This window comes from Brevundimonas sp. MYb52, from assembly GCF_002979535.1.
Classification (GTDB): domain Bacteria; phylum Pseudomonadota; class Alphaproteobacteria; order Caulobacterales; family Caulobacteraceae; genus Brevundimonas.
Window position 1 is genome coordinate 75,724 of the sequence record NZ_PCPB01000010.1, and the last position, 17,855, is coordinate 93,578.

The following is a 17,855-nucleotide window of genomic DNA, read 5'->3' on the forward strand; positions in this document are numbered from 1 at the left end:
GAGGGATGTCGCGCGCCCGCGACATGGGCCGAAACAAAGAATGAGTCCCACCGCACTTGATTAAGCGGACACAAGTGTCCACTTGGCGATCTTCATGACCCGTCCCCTGAGAAAAGACGCCGCCCAACGCCGCGAGGCCCTGCTGCAGGCCGCCGCCGAGGCCTTTGCGCGCGACGGACTGGAGACGCCCCTGCACGTCATCGCCGAGCGGGCGGGGGTGGGACGGGCGACCCTCTATCGCAACTTCGCCGACCGCTCCGAGCTGGCCTTGGCGGTCTTCGTCGGACAGATCGACGACTTGCACGAACGCACCCAGGCGCGGCTGGACGACCCGGATGTCTTTCTGTGGTTCCTCGGCCAGATGGTCGAGCTGATGATCCAGAGCGCGGGCCTGGCCGGCGCCATCCGCGATCTGAAGGACGAGGCCCTGGCCCCGATCCGCACCGGGCTGAAGCGCGCGGGGGCCGAGGCCCTGGCCGTGTCGCAGGCGGCGGGCCGGGTGCGGACCGATCTGAGCGTCGAGGACACCCGCGTCCTGGCCCTGATGCTGGGGGCGCCGTCGCGCACCGTCGGGGCGGCGGACCGGGATCAACTGAGCCGCCGCGCGCTGGAGCTGGTGCTGGACGCGGTGAAGCCTGAAAGGCGCGCCGCATGAGCCGCCGCAACTGGGATCTGCCCTGGGACGACTATCTGGCGACGTTGAAGCCGCACGAGCGGCCGGCCCTGCCCGGTTCGCCCGCCACGCCCGATCATTCGACGCCCTGGCGGCTGGCCTATGCCTGCGTCGGGGTTCTGGTGGCCCTGACCGGCAGTCTGGGCAATGCGGCGGTGACGGCCAACATCCCCCTGCTGGCGGGCTCTCTGGGCGTGACGACGACCGAGGCCTCCTGGCTGCCCATCGTCTTCGTCATGACCAACGCCTGCATGAACCTGCTGCTGGTCAAGTTCAGGATGCAGTACGGGCTGCGGCTGTTCACCGAGATCATCCTGATGATCTTCCTGGCGACGGCGACCGCTCACCTCTTCCTCGAGGACTACGGCTCGACCCTGGTGGTGCGCGGCATCGCCGGGATCGCGGCGGCGGGGATGTCGACGCTCGGCATCCTCTACATCATCCAGGCCTTTCCGGCGCAGCACCGGCTGAAGGGCATCATCATCGGCGTCGGCCTGTCCAGCCTGGCCATTCCCCTGGCGCGGCTGGGAGTCGGCTATCTGCTGGATCGCGACCTGTGGCGAGCCGTCTACATGTTCGACCTGGGGCTGGTGCTGATCGCCCTGCCCGCCGTCTTCGCCCTGAAGATGCCGCCGTCGCAGCGGGTCAAGGCCTTCGAGACGCTGGACTTCGTCACCTTCGCCCTGTTCGCGCCGGGGGTGGCTCTGCTGACTGCGGTTCTGGGCCTAGGTCGCATCGTCTGGTGGACCGAGGCGCCGTGGATCGGCCTGGCCCTGATCGGGGCCCTGGTGCTGCTGACCGCCGCCGTCATCATCGAATACAACCGCGCCAATCCCCTGATCGACCTGAAATGGCTGGCCGGCGGCGACATCGTGCGGCTGCTTCTGGCCATCCTGCTGGTGCGGATCGTCCTGTCGGAGCAGACGACCGGCGCGGTCGGCTTCCTGCAGCAGATGGGCCTGGGCTACGAGCAGATGCACAGTCTGTTCTGGGTCATGCTGTTCGCCACGGCGGCGGGGACCCTGACCAGCGCCTTCACCCTGAACCCGACCAAGCTGTGGAAGCCCATCTCCATCGCGCTCGGCCTGATCGCCGTCGGCGCCTTCATGGACAGCCACGCTACGGTGCTGACGCGCCCGGCCAACCTCTATTTCAGCCAGGCCCTGCTGGGCTTCGCCGCCGCCTTCTTCATCGGCCCGACCATGATTATCGGCTTCGGCAAGGTGCTGCAGGGCGGCGGCAAGCACATGGTCAGCTTCATCGTCGTCTTTTCGATCGGCCAGAATGTCGGCGGCCTTATGGGCTCGGCCCTGGTCGGCACCATCCAGACCCTGCGCGAGAAATTTCACTCCAACCAGTTGAGCGCCCACATCGACATGGGCGACCCCGAGGTGGTGCTGCGGCTGCAGCAACTGGGCGGGGCCTACGCCCACACCGTCGGCGACGCCGCCCAGCGACAGGCCCTGGCGCTGAAGCTGCTGCAACAGCAGATCAGCCAGCAGGCCCAGGTGCTGGCCTATAACGACGTCTTTCTGCTGATCGCCGCCGCCGCCGCAGTGGGCGCGCTCTGGGTCGCCGTGAACCATTATCGCCCCCGTATCGAGGCGCGCCGCGCCGCCCACCGCGAGGCGGCCCAGGCCGCCGCCGCCGCCGCTGTCGAATGACCCGGACCCGACCATGACCGACGCTACTCCCGCTTCCTCCTCGGGCCCAGCTCAAGCCCCCGCCGCGCCGGCCGCTCCCCCGCCGCCGCCCGCGCCCGCCGCTGCGCCCCAGCCGTCCAGCGGCCGCCGCGTCATGATCAGCGTGGTGCTGGCCCTGCTCGCCCTGGTCGGGGTCGGGCTGATCCTGCACGCCTGGCGTCTGCCGCCCTTCGACGGCGGCCCCCAGGTCACGGACAACGCCTATGTGCGCGGTCAGGTGACGGTCATCAGCCCCCAGGTCAGCGGTTATGTCACCGCGGTCGAGGTGCAGGACTTCCAGACCGTGCAGCAGGGCCAGCTTCTGGCCACCGTGGACGACCGTATCTATCGCCAGCGGCTGGATCAGGCGAAGGCGGCCCTGCATTCGGCCGAAGCGGCTCTGGCCAACTCGACCCAGAGCCAGGCCTCGGCCCGCGGCTCGGTCGCCCAGACCCGCGCCTCCATCGCCGGGGCTGAATCCGCCGTGACGAAAGCCCGCGCCGACGCCCAGCGCGTACGCACCCTGTTCGCCGGAGGCTGGGTCGCCCAGGCCCAGGTGGATGTCGCCCAGAACGCCCTGCGCGCCGCTGAGGCGCAACTGGCCGCCGCCCGCGCCGCCGAGGGCGTGGCCCAGACCGGCGTGACCTCGGCCGTGGTCGGGCGCGGCTCGCTGGAGGCCGCGGTCGAGAACGCCCAGGCCCAGGTGCGCCTGGCCCAGATCGATCTGGACAATACCCGCATCGAGGCTCCGCGCGCCGGACGTCTGGGCGAGGTCGCGGTCCGCGTCGGCCAGCAGGTCGCCGTGGGCACGCAACTGACCGCCCTGGTCCCCGACGTGGTCTGGGTCACAGCCAATATGAAGGAGACGCAGATGCGCGACGTCCGCGTCGGTCAGCCGGTCGAGGTCGCCGTCGACGCCCTGGGCGGGGCGAAGCTGAAGGGCAAGGTCGAGCGCATCTCGCCCGCCGCTGGGTCCGAATTCAGCGTCATCCGCCCCGACAACGCCACCGGCAACTTCACCAAGGTGGCCCAGCGCATCCCGGTCCGCATCTCCATCGATCCCGGTCAGGAAGCGGCGACGCGACTGGCCCCCGGCATGTCGGTGACGGCGCGGATCGACGTCGCCGGCGCCCGCTGAACCGCGCCGACGCGAAAACTTCATCCAGCTTGAGGGTTGCGTCAGGCTGACGCAGCCCGCATCTGGTCCCGATGACCAGCACCCCCACCGCCACAGCCACGACGCCCAAGGGGCCGGGGTTCGCCGAATTCGTCTGCCTGATCGCCGTCATGATGGCGATGAACGCCCTGGCCATCGACGCCATGCTGCCGGCCCTGCCGCACATCGGCGAGGATCTGGGCGTCGTCAACGAGAACACGCGTCAGTGGGTGATCACCGCCTATCTGCTGGGCTTTGGCGGAGCGCAGCTCTTCTACGGTCCACTGGCGGATCGGTTCGGGCGTCGCCCCATCCTGTTCGTCGGCATCGGTCTCTATGTGGCCTTCAGCATCCTGGCCGCCTTCGCCCAGTCGTTCGAGTGGCTGATCCTGTCGCGCATCGGCATGGGTCTGGGCTCGGCGGCGACGCGGGTCCTGGCCGTGTCGATCGTGCGCGACCGCTATTCCGGGCGGACCATGGCGCGGGTCATGTCGCTGAGCTTCCTGGTCTTCCTCGGCGTGCCCATCCTGGCCCCGACGGTCGGCCAGTTGATCATGCTGGTGGCGCCCTGGCGCTGGATCTTCGGCTTCTTCGCCCTGTTCGGCGGGTCCTTCCTGCTGTGGGCCGCCCTGCGCCTGCCCGAAACCCTGCACCCCGAAGACCGCATGCCGATCAAGGTCAAGCGCATCGCGGGCGCCTTTGGTCAGGCCCTGACCAGCCGCATCGGCATGGGCTACACCCTGGCCATGACGGCGATCAGCGGCGCCCTGTTCGCCTTCATCAACTCGTCGCAGCAGATCTTCTTCGACGTCTTCAAGTCGCCCGGCCTGTTCACCACCGTCTTCGCCATGGTGGCCGGCGGCATCGCCCTGGCCTCGGTGCTGAACTCGCGCATGGTGGAAAAACTGGGCTCGCGCCTGATCGCCCACACCGCCCTGTTCGGCTTCATCGGTTTCAGCCTGCTGCACGCCGCCATCGCCTATGCCGGCCACGACAGCCTGTGGGTCTTCGCCGCGCTGCAGGCCTGCAAGATGTTCTGCTTCGGCTTCATCGCCGGCAACTTCGGCTCCATGGCCATGGAGCCCATGGGCCATATCGCCGGCACGGCGGCCTCGGCCCAGGGCTTCATCTCGACCATAGGCGGCGCCCTGCTGGGATTCTGGATCGGCCAGCATTTCGACGGCACCACCGTGCCGATGACGGTCGGTTTCGCCGTGCTGGGCTTCGTCGCCCTGCTGCTGGTGCTGACCGCCGAAAAGGGACGGCTGTTCAAGGCGCACCACCTGCCGCCCACCGCAAAGGCTTGATCTTTCGGGTCGGAGGGAGCCTTTTCGCACGCATCTGAATACGGAGCGTTCGATGACCCTGAAGCTGGCCGGCCTGGTATCCGCCCTCGCCCTGACCGCAGCGCTTGGCGCCTGCGCCACCGCCCCCGACGCAGGAAGCGTGCCGATGACGCCTCTCGCCCCCGCGACCCCGGCCGCGCCCGCTTTCGCCTACGCCAACGACATCCACTCCAACGCCCGCCCGGCCGAGGCGCGGGTCGGCCATGTGGCCCTGGACCTGACCGCCGACTTCGCGAGCAAGACCCTGTCGGGTTCGGCGACGCTGGACGTCACCGGCCGTGTCGGCGCGACCGAGGTGGTGCTGGACACCAAGAACCTGGACATCCGCGGCGTGCGCGACGCGCGGGGGCGCCCCCTGCGCTATGAGCTGGGCGCCGTCGACGCCATCAAGGGTCAGGCCCTGACCGTCCACCTGCCCGCCTTCGCTGGGACCGAGATCCAGAAGGTCGTCGTCGACTATTCGACCCGTCCCGACGCGGCGGCCCTGCAATGGCTCAGCCCGCAGCAGACGGCGGGCGGTCAAAAGCCCTATCTGTTCAGCCAGGGCCAGGCGATCCTGACCCGCACCTGGGTCCCGACCCAAGACAGCCCCGGCATCCGCCAGACCTATTCGGCGCGCGTTGTCGCTCCCGCCGACCTGACCGTGGTCATGTCCGCCGAGCACCTGACGCCGAACGGCGAGGCGGCGGGCGCAGGGACCAAGGCCTGGCGCTTCGACATGGATCGCCCGATCCCGCCCTATCTGATGGCCGTCGCCATCGGCGACATCGCCTTCGCCCCGTTCGACGGTCGCACCGGCGTCTGGACCGAGCCCAGCCGACTGGAGGCCGCCCGCGCCGAGTTGGTGTCGACCCCGCGCATGGTCGACGCAGCCGAGGCCCTGTACGGCCCCTATCGCTGGGGCCGCTACGACCTGCTGGTCCTGCCGCCCAGCTTCCCCTTCGGCGGGATGGAGAATCCGCGCCTGACCTTCGCCACCCCGACCATCATCGCCGGGGATCAGTCCCTGGTCTCGCTGGTGGCGCACGAGTTGGCGCATAGCTGGTCAGGCAATCTGGTGACCAACGCCACCTGGTCGGACATCTGGCTGAACGAAGGCACCACCGTCTATTTCGAGAACCGGATCATGGAATCCCTCTACGGTCGCGACCGCGCGCTGCAGGAGCAGGTTCTGGGCTGGGGCGAGCTGTCGGCCGAACTGGCGACCACCGCGCCGGACGACACCAAGCTGCACATCGACCTGACCGGGCGCGACCCGGACGACGGCCTGTCGGGCGTGCCCTATGAAAAGGGCGCGGCCATGCTGCGCACCATCGAGCGCATCGTCGGGCGCGAGGCGTTTGACGCCTGGCTGCGCGGCTATTTCGACCGCCACGCCTTCCAGCCCATGACCGACGTCGGCTTCCTGGCCGACATCCGCGAGCACCTGATCAAGGGCGACGCCGCTCTGGAGGCCCAGCTTCAGCTCGACAACTGGATCTACCAGCCCGGCATGCCGTCGAACTGGGTCCCGCCGGTGTCGCACGCCTTCGAGGCCGTGGACGCCCAGGCCAAGGCCTTCTTCGGCGACCAGGGCCCGGCCTCGGCCATCGACTGGAAGAACTGGAACACCCAGCAGCGCCAGCGCTTCCTCGCCTGGCGCCCCGAAGGGCTTAAGGCCGGTTCCGACTGGCTGACCACCGCCCAACTGGCCGATCTGGAAAAGACGCTGAACCTGGCCAATGAAGGCAACGCCGAGCTGACCTTCGCCTGGCTGCAGATCGCCCTGGCCCATCGCTATGAGCCCGCCGTGGCCACCGCCGACCGCTTCCTGACCAGCCAGGGCCGCCGCAAATTCGTCCTACCCCTGTTCCAGACCTTGTGGAACGAAGGCGACTGGGGCCGCGCCAATGCCACGCGCATCTACGCCAAGGCCCGGCCCCTCTATCACCCGGTCACGACGGGCTCGGTGGATCAGTTGGTGGGCCGTCCGTAAGGCCTAGAGGTTCGTCACCTCAGCCCCGTCCTCGCGAGCCAGCCGGTCCGCGAGGACGGCGCGGTGGCAGCCGCAGGCGTCGGCCTCGAAGCACAGCAGGGCGACACGTTTCTCGCCCGCAACATGACGCAGTTGCTGGAAGGCGGCCTCGGCGTCGGGCTCGCGCATATGGGCATTGAAGATGGCGTGCATGGTCGCCACGTCGCCCTTCCTCGCCGCATCGCGCCCGGCCTTGGGCGTTCCCAACGCCCGCAGTTGCAGATAGTCGACGCCTTCCGCCTTCAGACTTTCGCCCAGCACCGTCTTGGAAAAGCCGGCGATGCGCGACGAGGCCACGGCGCGCACGTCGGCGACCAGTTCGACGCCCGCGTCCTTCAGCCGCGCAACGACCTGGGGCTGGGTCGAACCTTCATAGCCGATGGTGAACAGCTTCATCCGGCCAGCATCGGACGAAAGCCGCCCGACGCCAAGCCTTGCGGCTCGACGTCCGGCCTCGTGTCAGACTGACGGCGCCCCGCCAATCCGGCCGCACTCGCGATGCGCCGCTATCGTCAGTTTTCGACGGCGAGGTCGGAGATGTATTGCGCCGCGATCTTGTCGACGAACTTCTGGGGTGAAGCGCCCATCAGGTTCGTCAGAACAATCACCGTCAGATCGTCCTCGGGGTAGATGAAGATGGCCGCGCGATCGCCGCCCGTGGGCGTGATCGCCGGATGTTCCGCGCGGCGGATGGACGGCCAGCCCAGTCCATAGCCGTTGATGGTCCGATTGAAGCCGCGATAGCTTCCGTCGGGCAGTTGCTGCGGCGCCCAGAGCTGTTCGAGGCCCCTTTCGCTGACCAGTTTGCGATTCTGCAGCGCGATAACCCATGCAGCCAGGTCTCTAGCCGTGGTCTGAACACCGCCCGTGGGATGCATATAGGCCGGCCACGTCTCATGACGCGCCATCGGGGTCTCGCTGCGCTCGACACCGACAGCCCTCATGCCCTCCATCTTCAGCGTCAGATAGGTATAGAGCGAAGCGAGCTCGGGCACGGTGTCGGCGGTGTGCCCAAAGCGCGCCTGCGCCATGCCCGCCGCATTGAACTGCCCCTCGCGAACGAAATCCACGAAGGGCTTGCCTGAGATCCTCTCGATGATCTTGCCCATCAGGGCATAGCCGGTCTGATTGTAGGCGTACTGCGTCCCCGGCGCAGATCTCAAGGGAAGTTCCTGCACCTTGGCCCAGGCGGCGTCGGGCTCGGCGCCGTCGATCAGTCGGGTGTTGTCGTCAATGATCTCAGGCAGGCCGGAGGTGTGCGTCAGGATCTGGCGGACCGTGATCTCTTTCCACGATGCCGGAAGCCCTTCGAGGTATTGCGTCACCGAGGCGTCGAGATCCAGTTTTCCGGCCTCGACAAGCTGCATCGCCGCAACGCCGGTGAAGGCCTTGCTGATCGAGTTGATCATGAAAACAGTGCGTTCCGTCACAGGCGTCGCGGTCTCGAGGTTGGTCTGGCCGTAGGCGCCCGTGAAGACGATTTCGCCGCTTTTCACGATCGCCAGCTGGAGCCCCGGAATGCGGCGGGCGGCCATCTCGTCCTGGACCAGGCGTTCGATCGCGGCGGTCTTGTTGTCCGCTTCTGCGACCGGCGTTGTTTGGGCGTTTGCGCTGTCGGCGAGACCGCCGATGACGGTGATCAGGCCCATTGCGGCAGAAATCTTGTTCAGCATTCTTTTGGGTGTCCAGAGTTTAGGGGGTATCGGCTGCGATCATGGATTGGGCGCAACGGCGCATGACTGAGCGGCGAGTTGGCCATGGCGTCGGTTGACCCGTTTGCGGCAGACTGGTCCACCTCGGCTCGGTCAATGGCGCGCCTTGATCGGTGAACGGCAGTGCATCCCGGCGAACGGTTGCCTCAAGCCTCCTTGGAAGCCTGGATCAGATCGCGCGCCCTCGCCATCGCACCGATTGCACTGTTTTTTCTGACGCATCGTGCAATACGCGGTCCCGGGCTTGACGCCGGACCTTGCGACCCGCTCCCTGCGCTGACGTTGGAGGACACCCCATGATCCGTTACGCCCTGAAGGCCATCCCGCTGGGCGCCGCCCTGATGGCCGCCGCCGCGCCCGCCGCCTTCGCTCAGAGCCTGCTGATCCGTGGCGGGACCATCTACACCGGCGCCCCCGATCAGCCGACCGCGGAGCAGGTGATCGTCCGCGACGGACGGATCCTGTCGGTGGGGCCCGAGACAGCGGTGGCGGGCCCTGCCGATATGCAGGTCATCGACCTGAAGGGCGCGACCCTGTTTCCCGGTTTCACCGACGGCCACGCCCATCTGGACGGCATCGGCTGGCGCGAGATGACGCTGAACCTGGAAGGCTCGGCCTCGGTCGTCGAGGCCATGCAGCGGTTGTCGGATTGGGCCAAGGCCCATCCCGAGGGCGTCATCGTCGGCCGTGGCTGGATCGAGACCCATTGGCCGGAAAAACGCTTCCTGACCGCCGCCGATCTGGACGCGGCGGCGCCAGGGCGCATCGTCCTGCTGACCCGCGCCGACGGTCACGCGGTCGCGGTGTCGAGCGCCGCCATGACCGCCGCCGGGATCAACGCCTCGACGCCTTCGCCCTCGGGCGGCGACATTCTGAAAGGCGCGGACGGCCAGCCGACGGGCCTGCTGATCGACGCCTCGGGCGACCTGATCTCGGGTCTGGCGCCCCAGGCCGATGCGGCGGCGACGCGGGCGGCCTATCGCGCGGGCTTTGGCGTCTATGCCCGCTACGGCTGGACCGGCATCCACTTCATGAGCGCGCCGTGGAAGGACGTGCCCCTGCTGGAGCAGATGGCGCAGAACGGCGAGGCGCCGGTTCGGGTCTACAACAGCATCGACATGGGCGACGCCCGCGCCCTGATGGCGGGCGGACCGCGCGAGGCGGCGGATGGTCGGATCATCACCCGCGCCATCAAGTTCTACGCCGACGGGGCCCTGGGCTCGCGCGGGGCCATGCTGTTCGAGCCCTACTCCGACCGGCCCGACACCCACGGCCTGATGCGCACCTCGCACGACGAGGTCATGCCGCTTTATCAGGAGGCGCTGCGCACCGGCATCCAGATCGCCACCCACGCCATAGGCGACAAGGGCAATCACGAGGTCGCCGCCTGGTACGAGGAGGCCCTGCGCTCCGTGCCCAAGTCAGAGTGGAAGCTGGCCGATCCGCGCTGGCGCATCGAGCACGCCCAGATCATCCGACCCAGCGACTATCACTACTTCGACGAGTTGCCGATCATCGCCTCCATGCAGCCCAGCCACGCCATCGGCGACCTGCATTTCGCCGCCGACCGTCTGGGCGACGCGCGGCTGGACGGGGCCTATGCCTGGCACACCCTGGTGGATCGCGGCGTGATCGTGGTCGGCGGCTCGGACGCGCCGGTCGAACGCGGCGATCCCCTGATCGAGTTCTACGCCGCCGTGGCGCGGCGCGACCTGAACGGCTTCCAGGGCCCGGACTGGCGCCCCAACGAGGCCGTGGACCGGGCCACGGCGCTGAAGATGTTCACCCTGTGGCCGGCCTACGCCAGCTTCCGCGAGAATGAGCTGGGCACCATCGAAGTCGGCAAGCGCGCCGACTTCACCGCCTTCAACATCGACCTGATGACCGTCCCCGCCGCCGACATCCCCAAGGGCCATGCGGTCCTGACCGTGGTGGACGGCCAGGTGGTGTATCAGGCCGATTGAGAAAAGACGTCACCCTCGGGCTTGTCCCGAGGGCCTATGGCGGATCGCAGGCTGCGCCCCGATGACCGTGGCCGCGTCAGTCGAACGATGGGCCCTCGGGACAAGCCCGAGGGTGACGACATAGGGAGCAGACCTTGCATCCTGACCCGCCTGTGCGTTGCGGCGGGGCGGCGCATCGGTTAAGCCCCGCCCATGGAATTCTCCTCCGGTCGCCCGTTGCGGCCGGGGCTTGGCGTTGGAGCGCTCAGATGGCTGATTTCGCCCCCGGACTGGTCACCGTTTTCGGCGGCTCGGGCTTTGTCGGAACCCAGGTGGTGCGGGCCCTGGCCAAGCGCGGCTGGCGCGTGCGCGTCGCCGTGCGCAAGCCTGCCCTGGCCTATGAACTGCGCATGGCCGGCGACGTCGGTCAGATCCAGACCGTCCGCTGCGACATCACCGACAAGGCCGCCGTAGCCGAGGCGCTGAAAGGCGCCGACGCCGTGGTCAACCTGGTCGGCATCCTGTTCGAGACCGGCGGCCGCAAGTTCGAGGCCCTGCACGTCGAGGGTGCCGTCAATGTCGCCGAGGCCGCCAAGGCCGCGGGCGTCAAGCGCCTGACCCATATGTCGGCCCTGAGCGCCGATGTGAACGGCAAGGCCGCCTATGCCCGCACCAAGGGCGCCGCCGAGGTCGCCGTGCGCGCCGCCTTCCCCGGCGCCGTGGTCATCCGCCCCTCGGTCGTCTTCGGCAAGGGCGACGATTTCCTGAACAAGTTCGCCGCCATGGCCACCTGGTCGCCCGCCCTGCCCCTGATCGGCGGCGGCGTGACCAGGTTCCAGCCCGTCTATGTCGGCGATGTGGCCGAGGCTGCGGCCCGCGCCACCGTCGCCCCGGAAGCCGAGGGCAAGACTTTCGAACTGGGCGGCCCCTCGGTCTGGACCTTCGAGGACATCCTCAAGTTCATCCTGCGCGAGACCAACCGCAACCGCTTCCTGGTCCCCGTGCCCTTCTTCGCCGCCCGCATTCTGGGTTCGCTGGCGCAAATCCCGGCGGCGATCGGCCTGAAGCCGATGCTGACCAAGGATCAGGTCCTGCTGCTGGAAGGCGACAATGTCGTCTCGCCGGGCGCTGAGGGTCTGGCCGAACTGGGCGTCGAGCCCACGGGTCTGGAAGCCATCGCGCCGAGCTATCTGTTCCGCTACCGCGTCGGCGGGCAATACGCCGAAAGCCCCGCCGCCGCCTGATCGGGCGACGAACAAAAAAACCCCTCGGGACCGCGTCCCGAGGGGTTTTTCTATGGCTAGTGGCTAGGCTTTCCTCCCCATTCCATGGGGAGGTGGCGCGGCGCTCTAGCGCCGTGACGGAGGGGGCGACTCCACGTCAACCGATCGCGCCGCCCCCTCCACCGCTACGCGGTCCCCCTCGCCACAGAGTGGGGAGGAAAGAAACTTAAAAGGCGCCGGTCACGGCCAGACCGATGATGCCCGCCACGCCGACCACGATCCGCCACCAGGCGAAGGGGCCAAAGCCGCGCTTGGACACGAAGTCGAGCAGGAAGCGCACCACAACCAGGGCCGTCAGGAAGGCGGCGATGAAGCCCACCGCGATCAGGCCGAAGTCGCTGAAGTCCAGCACGTCGCGGTTCTTGAACAGGTCATAGGCCACCGCCGCCCCCATGGTGGGCAGGGCCAGGAAGAAGCTGAACTCGGCCGCCGAACGCTTGTCGGTCTTCAGCAGCAGGCCGCCGGCGATGGTGGCGCCCGAGCGCGACACGCCGGGGATCATGGCCAGGCACTGGAACAGGCCGATCAGGAAATAGACGCGCATGGGATAGCGGTCGGCGTCCAGATAGACCGGGAACTTGTCCACCCGATCCAGCCACAGCAGCAGGAAGCCGCCGAGGATCAGGGCGATGCAGATGACCAGGGGCGTCTCGAACAGCACCGTCTTGATGAAGCCGTAGGCGAAGAAGCCGATCACCGCCGCCGGAAGGAAGGCGACCAGCAGACCGATCAGAAACCGCCGCGCCGCCGGATCGAAGGGCCAACGCGTCGCCAGGGTCCACAGCCGCTTGAAATAGACGCTGATGATGGCCAGCAAAGCCCCCAGTTGGATGACGATCTCGAACGTCTTGCCGGTGCTCTCGAAGCCGAGGAAATGCCCCAGCAGCAGCAGGTGGCCGGTGGAGGACACCGGTATGAACTCGGTCAATCCCTCGACCAGACCCAGAAGGATCGCCGTCAGCCAGTCCGCCATGGAAACTCCGTCTCGACCGGCGACGGTTCGTCCGCGCCGGGCAGGCTCCTTCCTTAGCGCCCCGGACAAGACGCCGCCATTGGCGGATACGCGGTTTTGCGCGACAAGGGCGGGGATGACCGCCTCCTCCCTCGACGCCGCCCACGCAGAGACCCGCCGGATCACCACCCTGTCGGTGGGGACGGCGACCATCCTGATCGTGATGAAGGCCTTTGCGCTGGGCGCTTCGGGCTCTGTGTCGATCCTGGCGACCCTGGCGGACTCGTCGCTGGACCTGATCGCCTCACTGGCCACCTTCTTCGCCGTGCGCTGGGCTGCCGCCCCGCCGGACGAGGAGCACCGCTATGGCCACGGCAAGGCCGAGGCCCTGGCCGCCCTGGTGCAGGCGGGCCTGGTGTTCGCCTCCGCCGTCTTCATCGGCTGGGAGGCGGTGCAGCGCATCTTCGATCCACGCCCGGTGACGGCCGGCGGCTGGGCCGTCGGCGTGGTCGTGGTCTCGATCGCCGTCACCCTGTGGCTGGTGTGGATGCAGACCCAAGCCCTGAAGAAGACCTCGTCCCTGGCCGTGGCGGGCGACCGCGCCCACTACGCCGCCGATCTGGCCGCCAATGCCGTGGTCCTGATCGGCGTGATCTCGGGGGCTTACCTGGGGGCGCCTGGGCTGGACGCGGCGGCGGGTCTGGTCGTGGCCGTCTGGCTGTTCTGGGGCGCCATCTCCATCCTGCGCGACGCCGCCGATCACCTGCTGGACCGGGCCGCCCCCGACGCCGACCGCGCCGCCGTGGTCGCCGCCGTCCTGGCCGACCCGCGGATCTCGGGCGTCCACCAGTTGCGCACCCGCATGGGCGGACAGGTGCTGATGGTGCAGATGCACGTCGATCTGGAGCCCAGCCTGACGCTGGAGGCCGCCCACGCCATCGTGGTCGAGGCCGAGCAGCGCATCCTGGCCGCCTTCCCCCACGCCGACATCCTGATCCACGCCGACCCGAGGGGGCTGGCCGAGCCGCACGGCGGGGTCTTTGCTGAAACGGCGGCCCCCGAAACGTCAGAAGCGTCGGCGCCGCATCTGTCCGCCTCGACATCCAACGGCCCCTGGTCCTGACCTGCGACCGGGCGTCGCGGTAAACGGAGCCTTAACGAGCGCGGGCGCATGGGTGGAGCAATGTCCGCGTCCGCCGTCCTCTATCATTTCGCCTTCCACCCCGGCTCGCGCACGGCGCGCTTGGCGCTGGGCGAGGCGCGCATCGATTTCGGCGAAGAACTGGTCAAGCCGTGGGAAGAGGACTGCCCCCTCTTCGACCTCAATCCTTCGGGGATGCCGCCGGTCCTGAGCGTGACGGAAAAGGGCAAGACCCTGACCCTGTGCGAGACCGACGCCATCCTCGGCTGGATCGAGGATCGGGCCAAGGGCGACGTCCTGATGCCCGCCGACATCGGTGAGCGCGCCGAGGCACGAAGACTGGCGACCTGGTTCAACCGCCGCTTCATCGACGAGGTCGACGCCGTCCTGCTGCACGAGCGGATGGAAAAGCCCCTGCTGCGCCTCGGTCCGCCCGAGGCGCGGATGCTGCGCGAGGGACGCGACGCCCTGCGCGCCCATCTGGCCATGCTGGAAAGTCTAGCCGCCGGGCGCGAATGGCTGGCCGGGCGTCGGCTCAGCCAGGCCGACCTGATCGCAGCGGGCCACCTGTCGGTGCTGGACTATTTCGGCGAGATCACCTGGGCGTCCTATCCGTCGCTGAAGACCTGGTATTCCAAGCTGAAGTCGCGCCCCTGCTTCCGTCCCCTGCTGAGCGACCGTTTCCCCGGCGTCCATCCGGCCACCTGGTACGCCGACCTCGACTTCTGAGGTCCTACTTCCTTGTCGTCATCCCGGACGAAGGCGCGCGCAGCGGGCCGAAGATCCGGGACCCAGACGGTAGAGATCGACTGACCCTTGTCGTTCATAAAGCCCCCGCCTGGGCCCCGGATCGGCCTGACGGCCGTCCGGGATGACGGCAGGGGAACATCATCGGACTCGACTCCCTCACCCAACCGCACCAAACGAGCGTCATGGCGGCCGATCCCCGCATCTTTATCCGGAAACGCGCCGCCGAACTGGGCTTCGGCGTGTGCCGCTTCGCCTCGGCCAGCGAACCGTGGAGCGCGGGCGAGAAGCTGGCCCACTTCGTCGAGGCCGGGCGGCACGGCGACATGGGCTGGATGGAGACGACGCTGGAGCGCCGCGCTCACCCCACCGCCATGTGGGACGGGGCGAAGACCGCCATCGTCCTGGGCATGAACTACGGCCCCGAGGCTGATCCCCTGCCGGAGCTCGAGGACCGGTCGGCGGGCTATATTTCCGTCTATGCGCGCGGCGACGATTATCACGAGGTCATCAAGGGGCGGCTGAAGATCCTGGCCGGGCAGATGGCGGCGCGTCTGGGTCAAGACGTGAAGGTCTTTGTCGACACCGCCCCCCTGATGGAGAAACCCCTGGCCCAGCGCGCCGGTCTGGGCTGGCAGGGCAAGCACACCAATCTGCTGAGCCGGACCCACGGCAACTGGCTCTTCCTCGGGGTCATCCTGACCGCCGCCGAGATCGAACCGGACGAGGCCGAGACCGAGCATTGCGGCCGCTGCACCGCCTGTCTGGACGCCTGTCCGACCAAGGCCTTTCCCGCACCGTTCCAGATCGATGCGCGGCGCTGCCTGTCCTATCTGACCATCGAGTTCGCCGATCCCTGGCCGGTCGAGTTCCGCATCGCGGCGGGACCGCGCATCTATGGCTGCGACGACTGCCTGGGTGCCTGTCCGTGGAACAAGTTCGCGCAAGGGGCGTCTGAGGCCCGGCTGCACGCCCGCGACAGCCTGAAGGGGCCGCGACTGGCCGACCTGCTGGCCCTGGACGATCCAGCCTTTCGCGCCCTGTTCACCAAGAGCCCGGTCAAGCGGATCGGGCGCGATCGATTTATCCGCAACGTCCTCTATGCGGCGGGGAACTCCGGCGACGCCGAGTTGATCACGCCGGTCGAGGCCCTGCTGGACGACCCGGCCCCCGTGGTGCGCGGCGCAGCGGCCTGGGCGCTGTCACGGCTTAACGGCGCGCGGTTCACGGCGCTGCGCGAGGCGCGACTGGCGGGGGAAGACGACGAGAGCGTGAGAGTCGAGTGGAGCACGCCTCTCCCTCCCCATGGGGAGGGTGGCTGAGGCCCCGACTTGGGGCCGAAGTCGGGTGGGGGCGCTTCGGCAATCGGACGCTGCTGATAATCAGCCTCGCCCTCCCCACCCGGTCGCTACGCGACCACCCTCCTCATGAAGGGGAGGGAGAAAGATCAGACCTCGGCCGAACCGACGCCGCGACCGCCGCCCGGCACCGCCGCCACGTCCAGCAACTTCAGCCGGAACACCAGCACCGCATTGCCCGGAATCATCGGCGGACCGCCCGCTTCGCCGTAGCCCAGCTCGGGCGGCAGATAGAGCAGCCATTCGTCGCCGGGCTTCATCAGCTGCAGGGCCTCGGTCCAGCCGGGCACCACGCCCTCGGGCGAGAAGACGGCGGGGGCGCCGCGTTTGAACGAGCTATCGAAAACCGTGCCGTCGGTCAGGCTGCCTTCGTAGTCGACGCGCACCAGGTCGTTGCGGTCGGGATGGACGCCGCCCGCCGGACCGCTGGCGACCACCTTGTACTGCAGACCCGACGGCAGGGTTTGCACCCCCTCCGCCGAGGCGTTGGTCTTCATGAAGGCGGCGGCGGCCTCGGCGTTCCTGGCCAGGTCCGCGCTCGACACGGCGGGCTGGCGATTGCAGGCGGCCACGGCCAACAGGGCGGCGGCGGACGCCGCGACCAAAACGGGCCTAGCCCATGCGAAGTTCATAGCCACGTTCTTTCAATGCTTCGCCGATTTCCTCGGCATGTCTGGCATCGCGGGTCTCGACCATGATGTCGAACTCCGCCCCCTTGGCCGGCACGTCCAGCGCCAGCCGGTTGTGCACGACGTCGATGATATTGCCGCCCAGCCCGCCGATCACGGCGGCCATGGCCGACAGCATGCCGGGGCGGTCGTCGCCCAGGATGCGATAGACGATCAGCCGCTTCTCGCGGACCATTTCGCGGTTCAGCACCACGGCCAGCATGCGGGCGTCGATATTGCCGCCGGTCAGTTCGATGCCGATCTTCATGCCCTTGAAGCGTTCCGGATTGGCCAGGACGGCGGCCAGACCGCCGACCCCGGCGCCCTCGGCCACCGTCTTCTCCAGCGTCGCCAGCAGGGCCACGCCCTTTTCGAAATCGGCCTCTTCGCAGACGAAGACCTCGTCGATCAGGCTGTCGGCCAGGGCGAAGGGGATCTCGCCCACGGCCTTGATGGCGATGCCCTCGGCGATGGTCTGGCCGCTGCACTTGGCCGGTTCGCCGCGACGACGGGCGGTGAAGGAGGGATAGCGCGCCGCCTCGACCCCGAAGACCTTGATGCCCGGCTTCATCGCCTTGGCGGCGATGGCGCTGCCCGCGATCAAGCCGCCGCCGCCGATGGGGATGATCAGGGCGTCGAGATCCGGCGCATCCTCCAAAAACTCCAGGCCGCAGACGCCCTGACCCGCGACAATGCCCTCGTCGTCGAAGGCCGAGACGAAGACATAGCCGTGCTCGGCCTGAAGCCGCCTGGCCTCCTCGGTTGAGCCGGAGAAGTCGAGGCCGTGGATGACGACATTGGCGCCGTGGGCGCGCGTGCCGTCCACCTTCACAAAGGGGGTGCCCTCGGGCATGACGATGGTCACCGGCACGCCCAGACGACCGCCGTGATAGGCCAGGGCCTGGGCGTGGTTGCCCGCCGAGGCGGCGACCACGCCTCGCTTCATCTCATCCGGCGTCAACTGCAGCAGCCGGTTCAAGGCGCCGCGCTCCTTGAAGCTGCCGGTGAAGTGCAGGTTGTCGTACTTGATCCAGATCTCGGCGCCGGTCAGCTGCGACAGGCGGCGCGAATAGCGGACGGGGGTGCGGTCCACCTGGCCGGCGATGCGGGATTGCGCCGCGCGAATATCGTCGATGGTGACGGTCATGAAGCCCCTGAATTCGTTTCTCGGCCGGTCTCT

15 protein-coding genes are annotated in these 17,855 nt (G+C 68.3%); 10 read left to right on the forward strand and 5 right to left on the reverse strand.

Features of this window, described 5'->3' with window-relative positions; genetic code table 11:
- Positions 1–94: 94 nt before the first annotated feature.
- The 5 genes from CQ039_RS11770 to CQ039_RS11790 all read left to right on the forward strand — a co-directional run bounded on the left by CQ039_RS11770 (position 95) and on the right by CQ039_RS11790 (position 6,832).
- Positions 95–655, forward strand: coding sequence for a TetR/AcrR family transcriptional regulator (locus tag CQ039_RS11770; protein ID WP_105562563.1), 561 nt, complete (start codon positions 95–97; stop codon positions 653–655).
- Entirely contained in the window at positions 652–2,337 is a 1,686-nt protein-coding gene (locus CQ039_RS11775) for an MFS transporter (RefSeq protein ID WP_105562519.1), read from the forward strand. The genes CQ039_RS11770 and CQ039_RS11775 overlap by 4 nt, the downstream gene beginning before the upstream one ends.
- 13 nt (positions 2,338–2,350) lie before the next feature.
- On the forward strand, positions 2,351–3,493 hold the full coding sequence (locus tag CQ039_RS11780) for an HlyD family secretion protein (RefSeq protein WP_233190145.1): 1,143 nt from the start codon (positions 2,351–2,353) through the stop codon (positions 3,491–3,493).
- Positions 3,494–3,564: 71 nt separating this feature from the next.
- Positions 3,565–4,818 carry a multidrug effflux MFS transporter gene (locus CQ039_RS11785; RefSeq protein ID WP_105562521.1) on the forward strand — a complete coding sequence of 418 codons (1,254 nt, stop codon included), beginning with the start codon at positions 3,565–3,567 and terminating at the stop codon, positions 4,816–4,818.
- Between the two features lie 52 nt (positions 4,819–4,870).
- On the forward strand, positions 4,871–6,832 hold the full coding sequence (locus CQ039_RS11790) for a M1 family metallopeptidase (protein WP_105562522.1): 1,962 nt from the start codon (positions 4,871–4,873) through the stop codon (positions 6,830–6,832).
- Between the two features lie 3 nt (positions 6,833–6,835).
- On the opposite strand, the gene CQ039_RS11795 is transcribed toward CQ039_RS11790, so the two are convergent.
- On the reverse strand, positions 6,836–7,267 hold the full coding sequence (locus CQ039_RS11795) for a DUF488 family protein (protein WP_105562523.1): 432 nt from the start codon (positions 7,265–7,267) through the stop codon (positions 6,836–6,838).
- A 116-nt stretch (positions 7,268–7,383) separates the two neighbouring features.
- A complete protein-coding gene (locus CQ039_RS11800) occupies positions 7,384–8,544 on the reverse strand; it encodes a serine hydrolase (protein ID WP_105562524.1) in 1,161 nt (386 codons plus the stop codon).
- Positions 8,545–8,879: 335 nt separating this feature from the next.
- Here CQ039_RS11800 and CQ039_RS11805 point away from each other — a divergent pair, with 335 nt between their 5' ends.
- Positions 8,880–10,547, forward strand: coding sequence for an amidohydrolase (locus CQ039_RS11805; RefSeq protein ID WP_105562525.1), 1,668 nt, complete (start codon positions 8,880–8,882; stop codon positions 10,545–10,547).
- Between the two features lie 248 nt (positions 10,548–10,795).
- A complete protein-coding gene (locus CQ039_RS11810) occupies positions 10,796–11,770 on the forward strand; it encodes a complex I NDUFA9 subunit family protein (protein ID WP_105562526.1) in 975 nt (324 codons plus the stop codon).
- Positions 11,771–11,975: 205 nt separating this feature from the next.
- On the opposite strand, the gene CQ039_RS11815 is transcribed toward CQ039_RS11810, so the two are convergent.
- Complete coding sequence (locus CQ039_RS11815) at positions 11,976–12,782, reverse strand: undecaprenyl-diphosphate phosphatase (RefSeq protein WP_105562527.1); 807 nt, start codon at positions 12,780–12,782, stop codon at positions 11,976–11,978.
- Between the two features lie 115 nt (positions 12,783–12,897).
- Between CQ039_RS11815 and CQ039_RS11820 the strand changes: the two genes are divergently transcribed.
- From CQ039_RS11820 to queG, 3 genes are all read left to right on the forward strand, one after another.
- Entirely contained in the window at positions 12,898–13,884 is a 987-nt protein-coding gene (locus CQ039_RS11820) for a cation diffusion facilitator family transporter (protein ID WP_105562528.1), read from the forward strand.
- 60 nt (positions 13,885–13,944) lie between these two features.
- Positions 13,945–14,631 carry a glutathione S-transferase family protein gene (locus CQ039_RS11825; protein ID WP_105562529.1) on the forward strand — a complete coding sequence of 229 codons (687 nt, stop codon included), beginning with the start codon at positions 13,945–13,947 and terminating at the stop codon, positions 14,629–14,631.
- 203 nt (positions 14,632–14,834) lie between these two features.
- Entirely contained in the window at positions 14,835–15,971 is a 1,137-nt protein-coding gene (gene queG / locus CQ039_RS11830; RefSeq protein ID WP_105562530.1) for a tRNA epoxyqueuosine(34) reductase QueG, read from the forward strand.
- A 125-nt stretch (positions 15,972–16,096) separates the two neighbouring features.
- On the opposite strand, the gene CQ039_RS11835 is transcribed toward queG, so the two are convergent.
- Positions 16,097–16,639, reverse strand: coding sequence for an FKBP-type peptidyl-prolyl cis-trans isomerase (locus CQ039_RS11835; protein ID WP_105562531.1), 543 nt, complete (start codon positions 16,637–16,639; stop codon positions 16,097–16,099).
- The gene (locus tag CQ039_RS11840) at positions 16,620–17,822 is read right to left on the reverse strand and encodes a threonine ammonia-lyase (protein ID WP_105562532.1); all 1,203 of its coding nucleotides are present in this window, start codon (positions 17,820–17,822) and stop codon (positions 16,620–16,622) included. The genes CQ039_RS11835 and CQ039_RS11840 overlap by 20 nt, the downstream gene beginning before the upstream one ends.
- Positions 17,823–17,855 lie beyond the last annotated feature (33 nt).

What these genes read in the sequence shown, in the direction of transcription:
- CQ039_RS11770 (WP_105562563.1), top strand. Translation starts at nt 95, where the DNA reads ATGACCCGTCCCCTGAGAAAAGACGCCGCCCAACGCCGCGAGGCCCTG.
- CQ039_RS11775 (WP_105562519.1), top strand. Translation starts at nt 652, where the DNA reads ATGAGCCGCCGCAACTGGGATCTGCCCTGGGACGACTATCTGGCGACG.
- CQ039_RS11780 (WP_233190145.1), top strand. Translation starts at nt 2,351, where the DNA reads ATGACCGACGCTACTCCCGCTTCCTCCTCGGGCCCAGCTCAAGCCCCC.
- CQ039_RS11785 (WP_105562521.1), top strand. Translation starts at nt 3,565, where the DNA reads ATGACCAGCACCCCCACCGCCACAGCCACGACGCCCAAGGGGCCGGGG.
- CQ039_RS11790 (WP_105562522.1), top strand. Translation starts at nt 4,871, where the DNA reads ATGACCCTGAAGCTGGCCGGCCTGGTATCCGCCCTCGCCCTGACCGCA.
- CQ039_RS11795 (WP_105562523.1), bottom strand. Translation starts at nt 7,267, where the DNA reads ATGAAGCTGTTCACCATCGGCTATGAAGGTTCGACCCAGCCCCAGGTC.
- CQ039_RS11800 (WP_105562524.1), bottom strand. Translation starts at nt 8,544, where the DNA reads ATGCTGAACAAGATTTCTGCCGCAATGGGCCTGATCACCGTCATCGGC.
- CQ039_RS11805 (WP_105562525.1), top strand. Translation starts at nt 8,880, where the DNA reads ATGATCCGTTACGCCCTGAAGGCCATCCCGCTGGGCGCCGCCCTGATG.
- CQ039_RS11810 (WP_105562526.1), top strand. Translation starts at nt 10,796, where the DNA reads ATGGCTGATTTCGCCCCCGGACTGGTCACCGTTTTCGGCGGCTCGGGC.
- CQ039_RS11815 (WP_105562527.1), bottom strand. Translation starts at nt 12,782, where the DNA reads ATGGCGGACTGGCTGACGGCGATCCTTCTGGGTCTGGTCGAGGGATTG.
- CQ039_RS11820 (WP_105562528.1), top strand. Translation starts at nt 12,898, where the DNA reads ATGACCGCCTCCTCCCTCGACGCCGCCCACGCAGAGACCCGCCGGATC.
- CQ039_RS11825 (WP_105562529.1), top strand. Translation starts at nt 13,945, where the DNA reads ATGTCCGCGTCCGCCGTCCTCTATCATTTCGCCTTCCACCCCGGCTCG.
- queG (WP_105562530.1), top strand. Translation starts at nt 14,835, where the DNA reads ATGGCGGCCGATCCCCGCATCTTTATCCGGAAACGCGCCGCCGAACTG.
- CQ039_RS11835 (WP_105562531.1), bottom strand. Translation starts at nt 16,639, where the DNA reads ATGAACTTCGCATGGGCTAGGCCCGTTTTGGTCGCGGCGTCCGCCGCC.
- CQ039_RS11840 (WP_105562532.1), bottom strand. Translation starts at nt 17,822, where the DNA reads ATGACCGTCACCATCGACGATATTCGCGCGGCGCAATCCCGCATCGCC.